12 protein-coding genes are annotated in these 14,239 nt (G+C 55.5%); 4 read left to right on the forward strand and 8 right to left on the reverse strand.

Going from position 1 to position 14,239, the window contains the following annotated elements; genetic code table 11:
* The first annotated feature begins 76 nt into the window (after positions 1 to 76).
* Entirely contained in the window at positions 77 to 970 is an 894-nt protein-coding gene (locus BQ7382_RS06475) for a LysR family transcriptional regulator (protein WP_077391312.1), read from the forward strand.
* Between the two features lie 187 nt (positions 971 to 1,157).
* Here the strand turns inward: BQ7382_RS06475 and BQ7382_RS06480 are convergent, their stop codons facing one another.
* From BQ7382_RS06480 to buk, 3 genes are all read right to left on the reverse strand, one after another.
* Positions 1,158 to 2,435 carry an MFS transporter gene (locus BQ7382_RS06480; protein WP_077391313.1) on the reverse strand — a complete coding sequence of 426 codons (1,278 nt, stop codon included), beginning with the start codon at positions 2,433 to 2,435 and terminating at the stop codon, positions 1,158 to 1,160.
* Positions 2,436 to 2,451: 16 nt separating this feature from the next.
* Complete coding sequence (locus BQ7382_RS06485; RefSeq protein ID WP_077391314.1) at positions 2,452 to 3,648, reverse strand: aminotransferase-like domain-containing protein; 1,197 nt, start codon at positions 3,646 to 3,648, stop codon at positions 2,452 to 2,454.
* Positions 3,649 to 3,718: 70 nt separating this feature from the next.
* Positions 3,719 to 4,780 carry a butyrate kinase gene (buk, locus tag BQ7382_RS06490; protein WP_077391315.1) on the reverse strand — a complete coding sequence of 354 codons (1,062 nt, stop codon included), beginning with the start codon at positions 4,778 to 4,780 and terminating at the stop codon, positions 3,719 to 3,721.
* A gap of 250 nt (positions 4,781 to 5,030) precedes the next feature.
* Here buk and BQ7382_RS06495 point away from each other — a divergent pair, with 250 nt between their 5' ends.
* Positions 5,031 to 5,609 (forward strand): PduL/EutD family phosphate acyltransferase, encoded by a 579-nt coding sequence (locus BQ7382_RS06495; RefSeq protein ID WP_077391316.1) that lies wholly within the window; start codon positions 5,031 to 5,033, stop codon positions 5,607 to 5,609.
* A gap of 184 nt (positions 5,610 to 5,793) precedes the next feature.
* Here BQ7382_RS06495 and BQ7382_RS06500 read toward each other — a convergent pair whose 3' ends face one another.
* From BQ7382_RS06500 to BQ7382_RS06510, 3 genes are read right to left on the reverse strand one after another with little or no spacing between them, the layout of a single operon-like run.
* The gene (locus BQ7382_RS06500) at positions 5,794 to 5,967 is read right to left on the reverse strand and encodes a FeoB-associated Cys-rich membrane protein (RefSeq protein WP_077391317.1); all 174 of its coding nucleotides are present in this window, start codon (positions 5,965 to 5,967) and stop codon (positions 5,794 to 5,796) included.
* A gap of 36 nt (positions 5,968 to 6,003) precedes the next feature.
* Complete coding sequence (locus BQ7382_RS06505) at positions 6,004 to 8,607, reverse strand: heavy metal translocating P-type ATPase (RefSeq protein ID WP_077391318.1); 2,604 nt, start codon at positions 8,605 to 8,607, stop codon at positions 6,004 to 6,006.
* Between the two features lie 30 nt (positions 8,608 to 8,637).
* Entirely contained in the window at positions 8,638 to 9,039 is a 402-nt protein-coding gene (locus tag BQ7382_RS06510) for a metal-sensing transcriptional repressor (RefSeq protein ID WP_330618571.1), read from the reverse strand.
* Between the two features lie 221 nt (positions 9,040 to 9,260).
* On the opposite strand from BQ7382_RS06510, the gene BQ7382_RS06515 reads away from it, so the two are divergent.
* Positions 9,261 to 10,160 (forward strand): DMT family transporter, encoded by a 900-nt coding sequence (locus BQ7382_RS06515; protein ID WP_077391843.1) that lies wholly within the window; start codon positions 9,261 to 9,263, stop codon positions 10,158 to 10,160.
* A 169-nt stretch (positions 10,161 to 10,329) separates the two neighbouring features.
* Here the strand turns inward: BQ7382_RS06515 and BQ7382_RS06520 are convergent, their stop codons facing one another.
* Positions 10,330 to 11,304 (reverse strand): DJ-1 family glyoxalase III, encoded by a 975-nt coding sequence (locus BQ7382_RS06520; RefSeq protein WP_077391319.1) that lies wholly within the window; start codon positions 11,302 to 11,304, stop codon positions 10,330 to 10,332.
* A 148-nt stretch (positions 11,305 to 11,452) separates the two neighbouring features.
* Here BQ7382_RS06520 and BQ7382_RS06525 point away from each other — a divergent pair, with 148 nt between their 5' ends.
* Positions 11,453 to 12,832: a BaiN/RdsA family NAD(P)/FAD-dependent oxidoreductase gene (locus BQ7382_RS06525; RefSeq protein ID WP_159437249.1), complete on the forward strand. Its 1,380-nt coding sequence runs from the start codon at positions 11,453 to 11,455 to the stop codon at positions 12,830 to 12,832.
* 99 nt (positions 12,833 to 12,931) lie between these two features.
* Here BQ7382_RS06525 and BQ7382_RS06530 read toward each other — a convergent pair whose 3' ends face one another.
* Positions 12,932 to 14,185 carry an MFS transporter gene (locus BQ7382_RS06530; protein WP_077391321.1) on the reverse strand — a complete coding sequence of 418 codons (1,254 nt, stop codon included), beginning with the start codon at positions 14,183 to 14,185 and terminating at the stop codon, positions 12,932 to 12,934.
* Positions 14,186 to 14,239: the final 54 nt, after the last annotated feature.

Consider the following 14,239-nt stretch of genomic DNA (forward strand, 5'->3'; position numbering starts at 1 on the left):
GGGGTTTGACCTGGATTCCGATCCGTCGTATTATTATTCTCAATTGGAATAGTAGAATTGTACTGAAAGGAAAGATATGGACTTCGACGATCTGCAATTTATGCTGGCGATAAATAAATACCGCAACATTTCTGAAGCGGCCGCGAGCTGTCACGTTTCACAGTCGGTAATGTCAAAACACATTGCAAAACTTGAGGCTGAACTGAATGGCGTCACGCTCTGCAATCGTTCCAAACGGCCGATCTCAATAACCCCTGCCGGAAAAGAATTCATCCAGTATGCAGAATCGATTTGTCAATATCATCACGATATGAAGCTGGCCATGGCAAAATATGTGATCCATTCCGCGAATGTTCTCAGGATCGGATCGATCCCTGTCATGGGGCGCATGGGTATTTCTACCATGCTCTACGATTTTCGAAAACAGGGTAATAGCGAAGTTGAATACACTATCATCGATCTGCCCAGTTTCGATTTGCTTGAGATGCTCGAAAGCGAAGAGATCGATGCTGCATTTATCATGATCTCACCAACGATGAAGCTGGACCGTAAATTCACCACTTACCGGTTATCAAAAAACAAGCTTATGCTGGCTGTTAATTCCAGTCATCGTTTTGCCAGACGGTCATCTGTAGATCTTCGTGAGTTGATAAATGAACACATCGCTCTTCCAGACCAAAAGACAGGTATGTACGATCTTACTACCAAAGCCCTTGCTGATGCAGGGATAAGCAGCCGAAACATCCAGCCATTCAGAAATATAGACACTGTAATAAACGCCACTATCTCAGGCAGAGCAGTTACCCTTCTCTCTGAACGACTGGCTAAATCATATGAAGATCTTGGCATACGTCTGATATCCATCGATAAGGATCTGCAAATCACCATGGCACTCGTAATAAAAAACAATCATCACATTGATCCACTTTTACGGGAACTCATCGATTTCGTGACGGATTACAAACTGTGAGCTTAAGCACTTAATAACAAAATGTAATTGTAGTATTCCATTTTGTAATAATGGAGCTGCATTCCACATGATCACCACGAAAAAGCCCTTCCCCGGCCACCAGTGAACGGCCGGGGAAGGGCTTTTCCTAAAGCTAAAGTATTATCATATGAGGTAAATAGTTGATCGTGTCACTTTTGTTGACGGACTACTGAACCTCTGCGAGTACCGTCTTCTTCCTCTTAAGGATGGTAGCCGCCGCCAGGATGCCCACCACCAGAACGATAGTCTGGTATACGAACATGTAGGTGAACGCGGCGTCTCCGCAGTTGTCCATCCAGTATCCGAACAGAGTGAACTGGAACAGGTCAGGTGAGAATCCGACCGCAGCAGCAACTCCGATGGTGGATGCGCTGAGCTCTCTCGGGACTCCGGCCTCTGTCAGCGTTGCGTAATATGCTCCTCTTCCTATGTACACGAAGAACGACAGTATGAGCGTAAGTGCGATGATCATGGCCACGGTGACGTTGCTCTTAGGCATGAGCATGTAGATGAGCCCCGCGATACCAACGATATACACTATTATCAGTACCTTGGACGGAGACTTCACCTTGTCCGTCATCACTCCGCCTACGGGAGCGCCCACCAGCTGCATTCCGTACTGCCTTGCTATTGCGGCCCATCCCGTGAGGGTGACCGTCACGCCCATGACCTGTGTGAAATACGGCGTGAAGTACGTTAGTGTGGTCATGAATGAATATACGGCGAAGATGTTGAGAGCGACCAGCCATGTGGCCTTCTGCTTAGCGATCTTCTTGAAATCGTGGAAGAAGTTTGCGTGCTCCTCCTCGACCGCAGGAGCCGCCTCTTTGACTTCCACCGTCTCAGCATTTTTCTTCTTTTTCTTAGGGTTCTCCAGCACGACCATCACGAGGCCCGTGAGTATGAAGGATATCACGGCGTTGCAGATAACAGCAGCCTTGATGCCGCCGATATCCGTGGCCGCTTTTGTAAAGGCGATCATCATCAGCGAGCTGAAGACTATGTTTCCGAGGCCGATGGCCGTCTCGTTGAAGCCGAAGATCTTGCCCTGGTCCTCGTCGCTGGCCAGCTCTCTCACGATCTTGATGTGAGCCGGATAGTTGAAGAACAGGCTCGCCACAGCGAAGCCGATCCACATGAACACGGCGAATCCGTATGTCGGATGCACCAGGAACAGCAGTGCGAAGATGCCGTTCAGCAGCACGGACAGAACGTATATCACCTTGTAGTTGAACCTGTCTGAGATCCATCCTCCCACAGGCGCTCCGAAAACGTTTCCGAATCCGTATATCGTCAGGAGCAGCCCCAGCTGCGTGTTGGACGCCCCTATGAACTCCTTGAACGGGTCATACCAGGTGTACTGGAGATACGGCACCAGGTACACTACGGACCAGCAGCTCCCCAACACCAGCAGGGTGATGACAAGTTTTGCTTTGCTTTTCATATATCAGTCCTCCCTTTTATTTATTCGACCCCTGGATGTGACGCGAGAACACCTCTCCCAGGATCTTTATCCCGTCTCTTATCTGCTGATCGTTCACCATGGTGAAGTTCATCCTCACGGTGTTCTTCACGCCCTCCTGGGCGAAGAAGGACTCTCCCGGGATGTAGGCCACGCCGGCCTCCACGGCCTCGTCCAGGATCTTGTCGCTGTCCAGGCCCTCAGGGAGCTCCAGCCACAGGAACATGCCGCCTTCAGGATCGGTGTACTTGATCTCCTTAGGGAAGTACTTCTTTATCATCTCGATCATCAGCTCGCATCTCTCTTTGTATGTCTCCTGGATCTCCTTGATGTGGGCTTCCAGATCGAACATGTTCATGTAGTATGTGGCGAGCATCTGGGTGAGCTCAGGGCTCTGGAGATCGTTGGTCTCCTTGAGCTCCTCCACCTTCGATGCGATCTCCGGAGATGCGCAGACCCAAGCGATCCTCATTCCGGGGCTCAGCACCTTCGAGAGGGACCCAAGGTACATCACCTGCCCCGTCTTGTCCAGGGACTTAAGATCAGGCAGCGGATCGCCCTTGAAGCGGATCTCTCCATACGGGTTGTCCTCGACTACGACAACATCGTATTTTTCTATCACCTCCATGAACCTCTGCCTGCGCTCGAGGGTCCAGGCCTTTCCTGTCGGGTTCTGGAAATTAGGTATCATGTAGAGGAGTTTAGCCCTCGGGTTCTCCTCCAGCACCTTCTCAAGGTCCTCGATCACTATGCCGTCATCGTCGGTATCCACGCCTGCGAACTCTGCCCCGTAAGGCCTGAAGGCGTTGATGGCGCCGAGGTAGCTCGGGTTCTCCGTGATGACCACGTCACCCTCGTCAATGAAGAGCTGCGCGGCTAGCCCGAGGCCCTGCTGGGATCCGCTGAGGATGCAGATGTTTTCCAGGGAGCATTGAACATGCTCCTTCTCGTTCATCCTCTTTACCAGGATATCCAGGAGCGGTCCGTAACCTTTCGTGAGCCCGTATGAAAAAGCTTTTCTCCCGTCCTTCGCGTACAGCTCGGCCGTCGCCTTCTCCAGGTCTTCCATCGGATAGAGCGCCGGGTCAGGGAGTCCTGCCGCGAAGGAGATGATATCGGATCTTCCCGCAATTCTCTTCTGCACCGCTCTGATACCCGAAGCCTTGATCCTGTCCATGCGTACTGAAAACTTCATTATTCAAACCTCCTTGATCACTGTGCCGCTTATGCGGCCGCGGCCGCGCATCATGTGCGTGCCCGTGATTCTACACGTACTCCCTGGCCTCTTCCTCTCCTCTCAGGACTCTGAGAGAACCGAGGGCCAGAGCCTTCATCTCGAACTCTCCCGCAACTACCTCCATCGGAGCTACAGATGCGGTCATCCTGGAGACCTCGTCCACGACGTACTGAGAATGGGCGATCCCTCCGGTCATGATCACCCTGTCCACCGGACCGCTGAAGGCCGGTACGTAGGACGCGATCTCCCTCGCCGTTAAGTATGTGAACGCCTGCATGATAAGGGCCGCCTTTTCGTCTCCTCCGTTCATGCGGTCTTCTATCTCCTGCATGTCCTTCGTTCCGAGGTAGTCGTACATGCCTCCCACGCTGCTCACCTTGGAGACCATCTCCTCATGGGTGTATTTTCCAGAGTAGCAGAGTTCGATGAGCGGGTAGGTAGGAAGTCCTCCGCTTCTCTCAGGCGAAAAAGGTCCGTTGGTCCTGCCGCCGCTTCCGTCCACCATCTTCCCGTGGTCGTGGGCCACGATGGAGATGCCCGATCCCAGATGGGCCACGATGAAGTTGCAGTCCTCGTATCTCTTTCCCAGCTTCTCCGCGGTGAACCTCGCCACGGCCTTGTGGTTGAGGGCGTGGAACCAGCTCGGCCTCTCCAGGTCCTTTATTCCGGCGATCCTGGCCTTAGGCATCATCTCATCCACGGACACCGGATCCACCACGAAGGACGGAACTCCCAGGGAATCGCCGATGCCCTTAGCGAGGGGGGCTCCCAGGTTGGATGCGTGTTCACCCTCGACGGCGTTCCGCAGATCGTCCACCATTTTTTCATTGACCCTATAGGTGCCGCCCACCACCGGACGCATGAGCCCGCCTCTTCCGGCGACGCACCCGATCTCCTTGAGATCGATGCCGGCTTCTTCTACGGCGTCGAGGATGAGCTTCTTCCTGTACTCGTATTCATCGAAGACGTGTGGAAAAGGTTTCAGCTCCTCCGCCGTGTGGGGTATGGACTTCTTGAACACCTCTTCCTCGTCGTTGTAAACAGCAATTTTCGTACTCGTGCCACCGGGATTGATAATCAGCAGCTTCATTGAATGACCTCCCATCGGTTTCCGGTCCAAGGTGTGATAACGTGGTGTGTTTCTATCTCTTTGTGTTCTATATAGCAGAACTATGTTCTATTAATGAAATTATAGAGACGGTATGCCGAAAAGTCAATTACTTTGATTTTTTCCCGGACTAATTGTTTTTCCTGTGCTATAATTCTGACGATCAAGGTCCCGGGGAAGCCGGGGCGGAAGGAAAAGAAAGAACTATCGATTTTTTCAGGAGGAAGACATTATGGGTAGATTGGATGTAACAGTAGAGGTGAGCGCACGCCACGTGCACCTGTCCCAGGCGGACATCGAGAAGCTCTTCGGAGCAGGCGCGGAGCTCACTGTAAAAAAAGAGATCCCCGGCGGTTACGTTGCGGCCGAGAGAGTGACTCTCGTAGGGCCTAAGCGTTCCATGGAGAGAGTCGCCATCCTGGGACCTGCCAGAAAGGAGACTCAGGTAGAGCTTTCCGCTACCGACGCGAGATCACTCGGCGTGGATGCGCCTATCCGCCTTTCCGGACATCTGGAAAACACGCCTGGCATCAAGATCGTAGCGGGCAACGGCAATTACGTTGAGATCGACCACGGCTGCATCATCGCTCAGAGACACGTGCACCTCAATGAGGAGGACGCCGCAAAGCTGGGCGTGACTCAGAATCAGAACATCGATCTCCGCATAGACACGGGCAAGGACAGAGCCCTGACATTCAGTGACGTGATCGTCCGCATCGGAGGACCTGACAGCGTGGTCCACCTGGATACAGACGAAGGAAATGCCGCATTCACAGGAGCTTCCTGCGTCGGCACATGCATCGCGGAGTAAGCTCTTGGTAGAGTAAGCTCCGGCAAAAAACAGAAAGAACTGAAAACCGGTAAAAGCAGCATACGGGGCTGGCGCATCTGGAATGTGCCAGCCTTTTCTGGTAGAAAAATCAGGCTGCCGCATTTGTCTTTCAAAATGCAGCAGCCTGTATACTCGTGTTCCTCTGGTCCCGCACAGTGTCGTTTCAGCGGGAAACGTCTTTTCTCTCAACTTCGCACCGGTCCTGCCCGTGGCAGCTCCCCGCGTAAGGACAGCCGATGCAGGCGTTGCCCTTCTTCTTTTCCCTGTACACGTAGCGCAGGGCCAGGAATACCGCCACCGCAAGTGCGGCCAGTATTATCAACGATGCTCCATTCATTCAGGTCCACCGCCTTTCTGCAGCCTTCCGGCCGGTCTATGCAACGGAGACTACCTTGTAGTCCTTGTCCTCCACTGCCTTCTTGAGAACGTCGTCCGCCACGTCCTCGGTCATGGAGACCACTGCCTCTCCTGCCTCGTGGCTCACCTTCGCCTCGGTCACTCCGTCCAGGTTCTCCAGGGCCTTCTTGACTGTGGCCTCGCAGTGCGTGCACATCATTCCCTCGATCTTCATGGTCTTTGTCATAGCGTCTTCCTCCTTTTCGTTACTTCTCAGCGTCTCTGTCACTAATGGTTCGTTACCTGTATCTGATCCCGCGCTCCGGGCGGCGAACTTGCCCGGGTCGTGGAGCTTGAAAAAGTTAAGTCTCAAGGCGTTCATGCACACGCAGAAGCTCGAGAGGCTCATGGCCGCGGCGCCCCACATCGGGTTCATTGTCCAGCCGTGGAAAAGCGCAGTGTACAGGCCTGCGGCCAGCGGGATGAGCAGGATGTTGTAGAAGAACGCCCAGAAGAGGTTCTCCTTTATGTTCCTCACCGTTCCCTTGCTCAGCCTTATGGCGGCGGCTGCGTCTGTCAGTTTGCTGTTCATGAGCACCACGTCCGCGGCATCCACCGCCACGTCTGCGCCGGCGCCGATGGCGATGCCTATGTCCGCCCTGGTGAGGGCCGGCGCGTCGTTGATGCCGTCGCCTATCATGGCGACTTTTCCTTTTTCCTGAAGCCTCCTTATCTCGGCCTCCTTGTCTCCAGGGAGCACCCCTGCGATGACTTCGTCAACTCCGGCCTGCCTGCCGATGGCGCGGGCGGTCACCTGGTTGTCCCCAGTGAGCATGACCACCTTGATGTCCATGCTGTGGAGCTCCCTGATGGCCTCAGGACTGTCCTCCTTGATGGTGTCCGCGATGCCCATCATGCCGGCGTATTTTCCGGCCTCGGAGAAGTAGACGCAGGTCTTACCCTGAGAGGCGAGCTCCTGTGCCTTCGCCGGGTCGGGGCCGCTGCCGTCCTTCAGCTTCGTCTGGATGAAGGCCAGGTTCCCTCCCGCGAGCTCGGCGCCGTCGACAGTGCCCGTGAGCCCGTTGCCCGAGAGGACCTTGAATCCGGACACCTCCCTGAACGGAGTGCCGTCCTCCTCTGCCCTGGCGAGAATGGCTTTTGCCAGCGGGTGCTCGCTCTTCTTTTCAAGGGAGTAGGCCAGGGACAGGAGGCTCTCTTCTGTGTAACCCTCTCCCGGAACGATATCGGTGAGTGAAGGCTGGCCTTTCGTGATGGTGCCGGTCTTGTCCAGAGCGGCTATCTCGATGCGCCCGGTCTCCTCCAGGGCGGCAGAGGTCTTGAAAAGTATGCCGTTTCTGGCGCCAAGTCCGTTCCCCACCATGATGGCAACAGGTGTCGCCAGTCCGAGGGCGCAAGGGCAGCTGATCACCAGTACGGCGATGCCCCTCGCCAGTGCGAAGCCTGGAGTCTGTCCCAGCAGAATCCAGATCGCAGTGACCGCGGCGGCTATTATCAGTACCGCAGGGACGAACACGCCTGCGACCTTGTCCGCGATCTTGGCGATAGGCGCCTTTGTGGCGGCCGCGTCGCTCACCATCTGGATGATCTGGGAAAGTGTGGTGTCCTCTCCTATCCTGGAGGCCTTTGCCTTGATGTATCCGGACATGTTGACGGTCGCGGCGGAGACCCTGTCTCCAGGGGCCTTGTCCACCGGGATGCTCTCTCCCGTCAGGGCCGACTCATCTACTGAGGCCTCTCCGCTGACTATCACGGCGTCCACCGGGATGCTCTCTCCGGCCCTCACCACGATAACATCGCCTAAGGACACCTGGTCCACCGGGACCTCTTTTTCCTGGCCGTCACGCTCGACCGTGGCGGTCTGAGGGACCAGCTTCATCAGGCCCTTCAGGGCATCCGTCGTCTTGCCCTTGGACATGGCCTCCAGCATCTTTCCCACGGTGATAAGCGTCACGATCATGGCCGCGGATTCGAAGTAGAAGCTGTGCATGTCGGACATCACGGCTGCGGAGTCACCGGTGAGCTGGTCACCGGTCATCTTGAAAAGGACGAACACGCTCCAGGCGAAAGACACCGATGAGCCCATGGCCACCAGTGTGTCCATGTTCGGGCCGCCCCGGAAGAGGCTGGTGAACCCGCTGGTGAAGAAGTCCTTGTTTATCATCATTATTATCGCCGACAGGATCATCTCTATGAGCCCCATGGCAATGTGATTTCCATCGAGCCACTGCGGCACCGGCCAGCTCCACATCATGTGTCCCATCGAAAAATACATGAGCACGAGGAGGAAGCCCAAGGATGTTATGAGTCTCTTTCTCAGCCTCGGGGTGTCCTTGTCCTCAAGAGCTTTTTTCTGCTGCTCGAGCCTCTCATTGTATTCTCGCACGCTGCTTCCGTCCGAAGATCTGCTCTCAGCGGCCTCTCCGCCCATGAGACTGGCACCGTAACCCGCCTTTTCCACGGCCTCGATTATCTCCTCGGGGGACGCATCCCCCTCTACTCCCATGGAGTTGGTGAGAAGACTGACTGAGCAGGAATCGACCCCCGGCACCTTGCTCACCGCCTTTTCGACCCTCGTACTGCACGCGGCGCAGTGCATTCCTTCTACATTGAACTTTTCCATAATATCTCGCCTCCCGGCACCATTCCGGAACTACTTCATGAGCTTCTTCAGAAGTTCCACCAGCTCGTCTATGGTGTCCTCTCTTCCATCTTTTATGTCTTCCACCACGCAGCTCCGCAGGTGCTCTGCCAGGAGCTCCTTGCAGAAGCCGTTCATTGCGCTGTTCACCGCCGACGCCTGCACCAGGATGTCCGGACAGTAGGCATCGGAATCCACCATCCTCTCCAGGCCCCTCACCTGGCCGTCGATGCGTCTCAGCCGGTTGAGCAGCTTTTTCTTCTCTTCGGGAGCCCTCAGCTTCTTGCGGTGAGAGCATGTTGGACAGACGTCCTCCGACATCTGGTCACAGCCCTGTTTGCAGGCCTGCTCGGGGATATTGTTGCCGTCGTCCGGTCTTTCGGCCGGAGCCGCGGTCTTGTTTTTATCCGTCATGGCGTCCACCTCTTGTGATCAATATCTGCTTGATGAAAGCGTCCACATCCATCGGACGCTGTATCTTTATCTTTCTGGTTGGGATAATATACCCCCTGGGGGTATTTGTCAACAAGTGAGGTTGTACTTGGTTTTGTCCAATCGGTCCGGTCGGGTAAACAGGAGAAACTGCGGATCTTATAAGTCCGTCTGTCTCGCCTCCATGTGATATAATGTCCAGCATGGCTAAGAAAAAAATCTCAAACAGAACAAAGGGAATCATCTGTATCATCGCCGCGGCCTTCGGGTTCTCAGGCATGACACTCTGCGTGCGCCTCGCCGGAGACGTGCCATCCCTCGAAAAAGCCTTTTTCCGCAACTTCGTGGCACTTGTGATCATGAGCATCATGCTCGTCCGCAAGGGGATCTCTCCTATGCCCCGGCGAAAAAACGTGCCGGATCTGTTTCTCCGGTGCCTGTGCGGGACCATCGGCCTCATGTGCAACTTCTATGCGATCGACAGGATGGTGATAACCGACTCCACCATGCTGAACAAGCTGTCGCCGTTCTTTTCGATACTTTTTTCGATCTTCCTTCTCAGGGAAAAGCCGGACAGGATCCAGATCATTGGGGTGTGCGTGGCGCTTGCGGGGAGCGCGCTGATAATCAAGCCGGGGTTCGACAACCCGGAGATGATCCCGGCCATCGCGGGGCTGATCGGCGGCGCGGGTGCGGGTTCCGCCTACACATTCGTGAGGAAGCTGAGCTTCAACGGCGAAATAAGCGACAGGATAATATTCTGGTTCTCCGCATTTTCATGTGCATCCTGTCTGCCCTTCATGATTGGCGATTTTCATCCCATGGAGCTGTGGCAGTTTGGAATGCTGATGCTGGCGGGTGCCTTCGGATGCGTGGGTCAGTTCGGGATAACGCGGGCGTACATGTATGCACCGGCAAAAGAGATATCCGTGTATGATTACACCCAGGTGCTGTTCACGGCGCTGCTCGGCTGGATCTTCCTGGCACAGGTGCCGGACCATCTGAGCGTGCTGGGTTACACATGCATCTGCGGCGCCGGCATAGCTATGTTCTTCCACAACAAGCACGCGGATGAGTGTGTCACTGAGGACGTTTCCCGGTGACGCACGCGATACCGGACGCGCACGCACGATAAAAAAGGCCGCCGCATTTTCATCGAAATGCGACAGCCCCATGTGCATCAAAGCAGGCATCACGGAACGCCTGCTTTTTACTTTCTATTTAACTCCTGTCCGATACCCTCGACCGGAGCAACGGCCCTTCAGAAACGCATCAGTTCACAGACTGCGGCAGCAGATCGGCGATCTTCATCTTCTTTACACCGTCCGGTGCTTTCACCAGCACGAAGGCTTCCGGATTAGTCTCTAAGATCGTCTGCCTGCTGGCTCCGTCCGGCATCACCATGTGCCTTCCGGACTGTCCTTTGACAGTCACCACCGTGGTGATCTCCGTCTCGCCCGCGGCCAGAGCGGCGCTTATCGCCGCCTGCTCCGAGCTGATCCCGTGATCCATCACTATGTTCACCGCCGTGTATATCTCTCCGGAGCCGCCCATGACGCCCGACGCGGCAGTCGCCATGTGAGCCCCCGCCTCGTAGCATTTGCTTATGGTCCTCTGGGCAGCCTTGATCAGCTCCACGTCAGCCTTCGTGAGGCTGAAGGTCTCGTGACGGATGTTGTACTCCATGTACCCGAGGAGCATATCGTCCCTGATGATCGCGGCCTCGGCCACCTTGCCCATGGCCTCCAGGATCGTGAGGGCGAAATAGATGGAAGTGGCCGGGCCCCTTGAAGTTATCAGGTTCCCGTCGATGCATACCGGGTTCTGCTGGAGCTTCCCGTATGACAGATACTGGTCGAAACCCGGATAGCAAGTTCCTGTGCGGCCCTCCAGGATACCGGCCTTCTCCAGGACCACCGGGCCCGCGCATATGGACGCGATGAGCTTGCCAGCCTTGTCGAAGTCGGCGATGAAGTTCAGCACGTTCTCGTTCTCGCTCATCTTCTCGTACTCCGGCCCGCCGGGGATCACCAGCACGTCGTAGTCCTTGAAGCGTGTGCCGTTCCCCAGGATATCCACCGCCTCCACGATAACGCCGCGGCTGCTCTTCACCCTGAGATTTTCCTTGACGCTCACCAGCTGCACATCCACGCCGCCGCGCCTGAGCACGTCATACGTCCCGAGAGCCTCCATCTCCTCAAAACCGTCATCTATGATTATCATGGCCTTTTCAAGCATCCTGCCCATGCGAACCTCCCTGCCGAGCACAACTCTGTGATAAAATGCTCTGAATGATCTTCTGAACCCGCCGGCCGACCGGCTTCATTTGCACTTCACTTTGTGTTTAAATTATAGCACAAAGGCAATAGGTTTAATGTTAACGAAAGCACATAATATGAACACTTCACCAACTTCTGCAGCATTTGAAAAGGCCTCCGGCGCTGCGTCTCCCGGAAAAAAGTGCATCTACAGGGCGATAGTCATCGGTGCCGGAGCTTCGGGGCTGTTTTTCGCCAGCTCCACCGACCTGAGCTCTCCTGACCCGAGTACCGGCGCCGCCGGCGGCCTCATCCTGGAGCATACGGCAAAGCCGGGATCCAAGCTCCTGATATCCGGCGGAGGCCGCTGCAACTTCACCCACGCCGGATCCGTGAAGGATTTTCCAGCCCACTACAACAACGGCACCTTCGTGCGGTCCGCCCTGTACAAGCACAGCAACATAAAATTCACGGAGTTCATGGAAGACCTCGGCATCCGTTCCGTCACGGAGAAAGACGGGAGGATATTTCCCGAATGCCGGCGATCCGCTCCCGTCCTGGACGCACTGCTGAAAAGATCCGCGGCAAACGGCTTCACCATACGCACCGGGACTGATGTCACTGCCATCCGTCCGCCTGAAGGACCAGGAAGACCGTGGGGCATCTGCGTCGCCCGCAACGGAAACGGGTATCCGGGGAACGACGGATGTGGTGCGGCTGACGAGATCTTCTTCTGCGAAAACCTCATCATCGCCACCGGCGGGATAACTTATCCTGCCACTGGTTCCGACGGGAGCCTCATACCCGTGCTCCAGCGGGATCTTGGGATCCGCTTCACCGAGCTGGTGCCTTCGCTCATGCCTCTGACGATCGCCGGTGATCCCTACAGATCACTTGCCGGAGTGTCTGTCGAAAACGCGGCTATGACCATCGAAGAAAAGAGCGGCCGCAAAATACACCAGGCATCCGGCCCGATCCTGTTCACGGAAAAAGGCATTTCCGGTCCCGCGGCCCTCAACGCCTCGGCCCATCTGAGGCCTGACGCGGTGATCTCGCTGAGCCTGATCCCAGGGATCAGCAGGGATCAGGTGATGAGAAGTCTGCAGGAGGAGCTGAAGGGCCGCCCTCAGGACATCAATACAACGTCCGCAGCGGCGGCCCGCCTCTTCGGTCTCCCGAAGAGCCTTACCAGGATCCTTGCCGAAAGGTCCTGCGGCGCCGGCAGCTCACCATCGCTTAAAAGCATGGCCGGCCTCCTGACGGCAGACCGCCTGCCCCTCGACCAGGAGACACTTTCTTTTTCCGGAAAAAGCAGCCCGGCCGGCATGTGCACCAGAGGCGGCATTGCCCTCGACCAGATAAACACGAAAACAATGGAACTCAGAAACGCCCCCGGACTCTTCGCCGTAGGTGAAGTACTCGACGTGGACGGAGAGACTGGCGGGTATAACCTTCAGTTCGCCTTCTCATCGGCGCAGGCGGCCTCGGAATGTGTCAACGGAAAACTTCACGGGTGACACCACGAAGCACGATCAAACACGGTGACAAAAACAGCCCCTCCCGGGAAATTCCCAGGGAAGGGCTGTTTATATTGCAATGCAGATGTACGAGCGGTCTTACTTCTGCTCGTATTTTCTGCTCAGTCCGTTCAGGACTACCATGAGTCCGAAGCCGATGATGGCGCATACAAGGATCGTGATGAAGTTGCTTCCGTAGTTTCCGCCGGACTTCTCCAGGAGGCTTGCGGAGATCATAGGTCCGATGATGGCTGCAGGCAGCAGGGAGAAGTTGGCCAGAGGGAAGTTAACAGGAAAGTACTTCGGTCCAAAGGCCTTGTTCACGTATGTGGAAGTGATGGTCGGGTTTCCGCCGTAGGCCATTCCCACGAAGATCAGTCCGATAACAACCAGTGCCAGGGATCCTGTGGCGTTTCCAGCGATCATCAGCACGCCGGCGATCACGAAGAACAGCGTGTTGACCAGCATGGCGATCTTTCTGCCGAACTTGTCGAAGTTGGTTCCAGCGATGATCCTTCCCACGCCGTTGAACAGAGAAACGATCATTCCCAGCACGGCGGTACCACCGAATGCTATGGAGATGTTTGCCGCGCTGTTGATTACCAGCAGCCCAGCGGAGTTCAGAACGATGGTCCACAGGATGAACATCCAGAATCTGGATGTCCTGAGCATCTCACCGGATGTGTAGTTCTTCTTTCTGATCGGATCCGTCTCGTCCTCGTCCTCATCATCGGCCGCCTTGGCTGCAGATGCCGCAGGAGCCTCAGGCGCCTTGATGATCAGTGTTCCGAGGATCAGCACTACTGCGATGGCGATGGCGAGGAACCTGAATGTGGCGAAGATCCCCTTGCTGCCGATCATGGAATTCACGACGCTTCCCAGAGCAAGTCCGCCCAGACCGAAGCCCATGAGCATGATGCCGTTGCAGAGGCCCACCTTGTCCGGGAACCACTTTGTTACAGTGGTGATAACTCCGTTGTAGGCAAAGCCCACTCCGCTTCCTCCGAAGACTCCGTAGAAGATGTATACCATCACGAGGCTTCTGGAGGAGTTGTTCGGGTCAAGGGTGGATACCGTGAAGAATCCCACGAAGAGCAGGATCGCAGCGATGATGAATCTCACCTTTACATCGAACTTCCTGGCCATGAGTCCTGCAAGGTATCCGCCGATGCAGAAGAAGGCCATGGAGATCGTGAATACCATGGACAGCTGGGACAGAGTCCAGTCTGTGTAGATGGCATTGAAAGGCGCCTTGAAGATGGACCATGCGTAGATCAGGCCCACGAAAAGGAGGATCACTGTGCCTGTGATGAGGTACAGCCACCTCTTGTTGTTAGTCGTCACGTTTTCCATTAACAAACTCCTTTACTGTTCTTTCTGTCGATCTTTTTTTGATCTTTCTAACCA

Origin of the sequence: Mobilibacterium timonense (assembly GCF_900155555.1) — a bacterium.
GTDB classification, from domain to species: Bacteria; Bacillota; Clostridia; order Peptostreptococcales; family Anaerovoracaceae; genus Allobaileyella; species Allobaileyella timonense.

Coding starts and splice junctions, on each gene's coding strand:
- BQ7382_RS06475 (WP_077391312.1), top strand. CDS start 77: ATGGACTTCGACGATCTGCAATTTATGCTGGCGATAAATAAATACCGC.
- BQ7382_RS06480 (WP_077391313.1), bottom strand. CDS start 2,435: ATGAAAAGCAAAGCAAAACTTGTCATCACCCTGCTGGTGTTGGGGAGC.
- BQ7382_RS06485 (WP_077391314.1), bottom strand. CDS start 3,648: ATGAAGTTTTCAGTACGCATGGACAGGATCAAGGCTTCGGGTATCAGA.
- buk (WP_077391315.1), bottom strand. CDS start 4,780: ATGAAGCTGCTGATTATCAATCCCGGTGGCACGAGTACGAAAATTGCT.
- BQ7382_RS06495 (WP_077391316.1), top strand. CDS start 5,031: ATGGGTAGATTGGATGTAACAGTAGAGGTGAGCGCACGCCACGTGCAC.
- BQ7382_RS06500 (WP_077391317.1), bottom strand. CDS start 5,967: ATGAATGGAGCATCGTTGATAATACTGGCCGCACTTGCGGTGGCGGTA.
- BQ7382_RS06505 (WP_077391318.1), bottom strand. CDS start 8,607: ATGGAAAAGTTCAATGTAGAAGGAATGCACTGCGCCGCGTGCAGTACG.
- BQ7382_RS06510 (WP_330618571.1), bottom strand. CDS start 9,039: ATGACGGATAAAAACAAGACCGCGGCTCCGGCCGAAAGACCGGACGAC.
- BQ7382_RS06515 (WP_077391843.1), top strand. CDS start 9,261: ATGGCTAAGAAAAAAATCTCAAACAGAACAAAGGGAATCATCTGTATC.
- BQ7382_RS06520 (WP_077391319.1), bottom strand. CDS start 11,304: ATGGGCAGGATGCTTGAAAAGGCCATGATAATCATAGATGACGGTTTT.
- BQ7382_RS06525 (WP_159437249.1), top strand. CDS start 11,453: ATGAACACTTCACCAACTTCTGCAGCATTTGAAAAGGCCTCCGGCGCT.
- BQ7382_RS06530 (WP_077391321.1), bottom strand. CDS start 14,185: ATGGAAAACGTGACGACTAACAACAAGAGGTGGCTGTACCTCATCACA.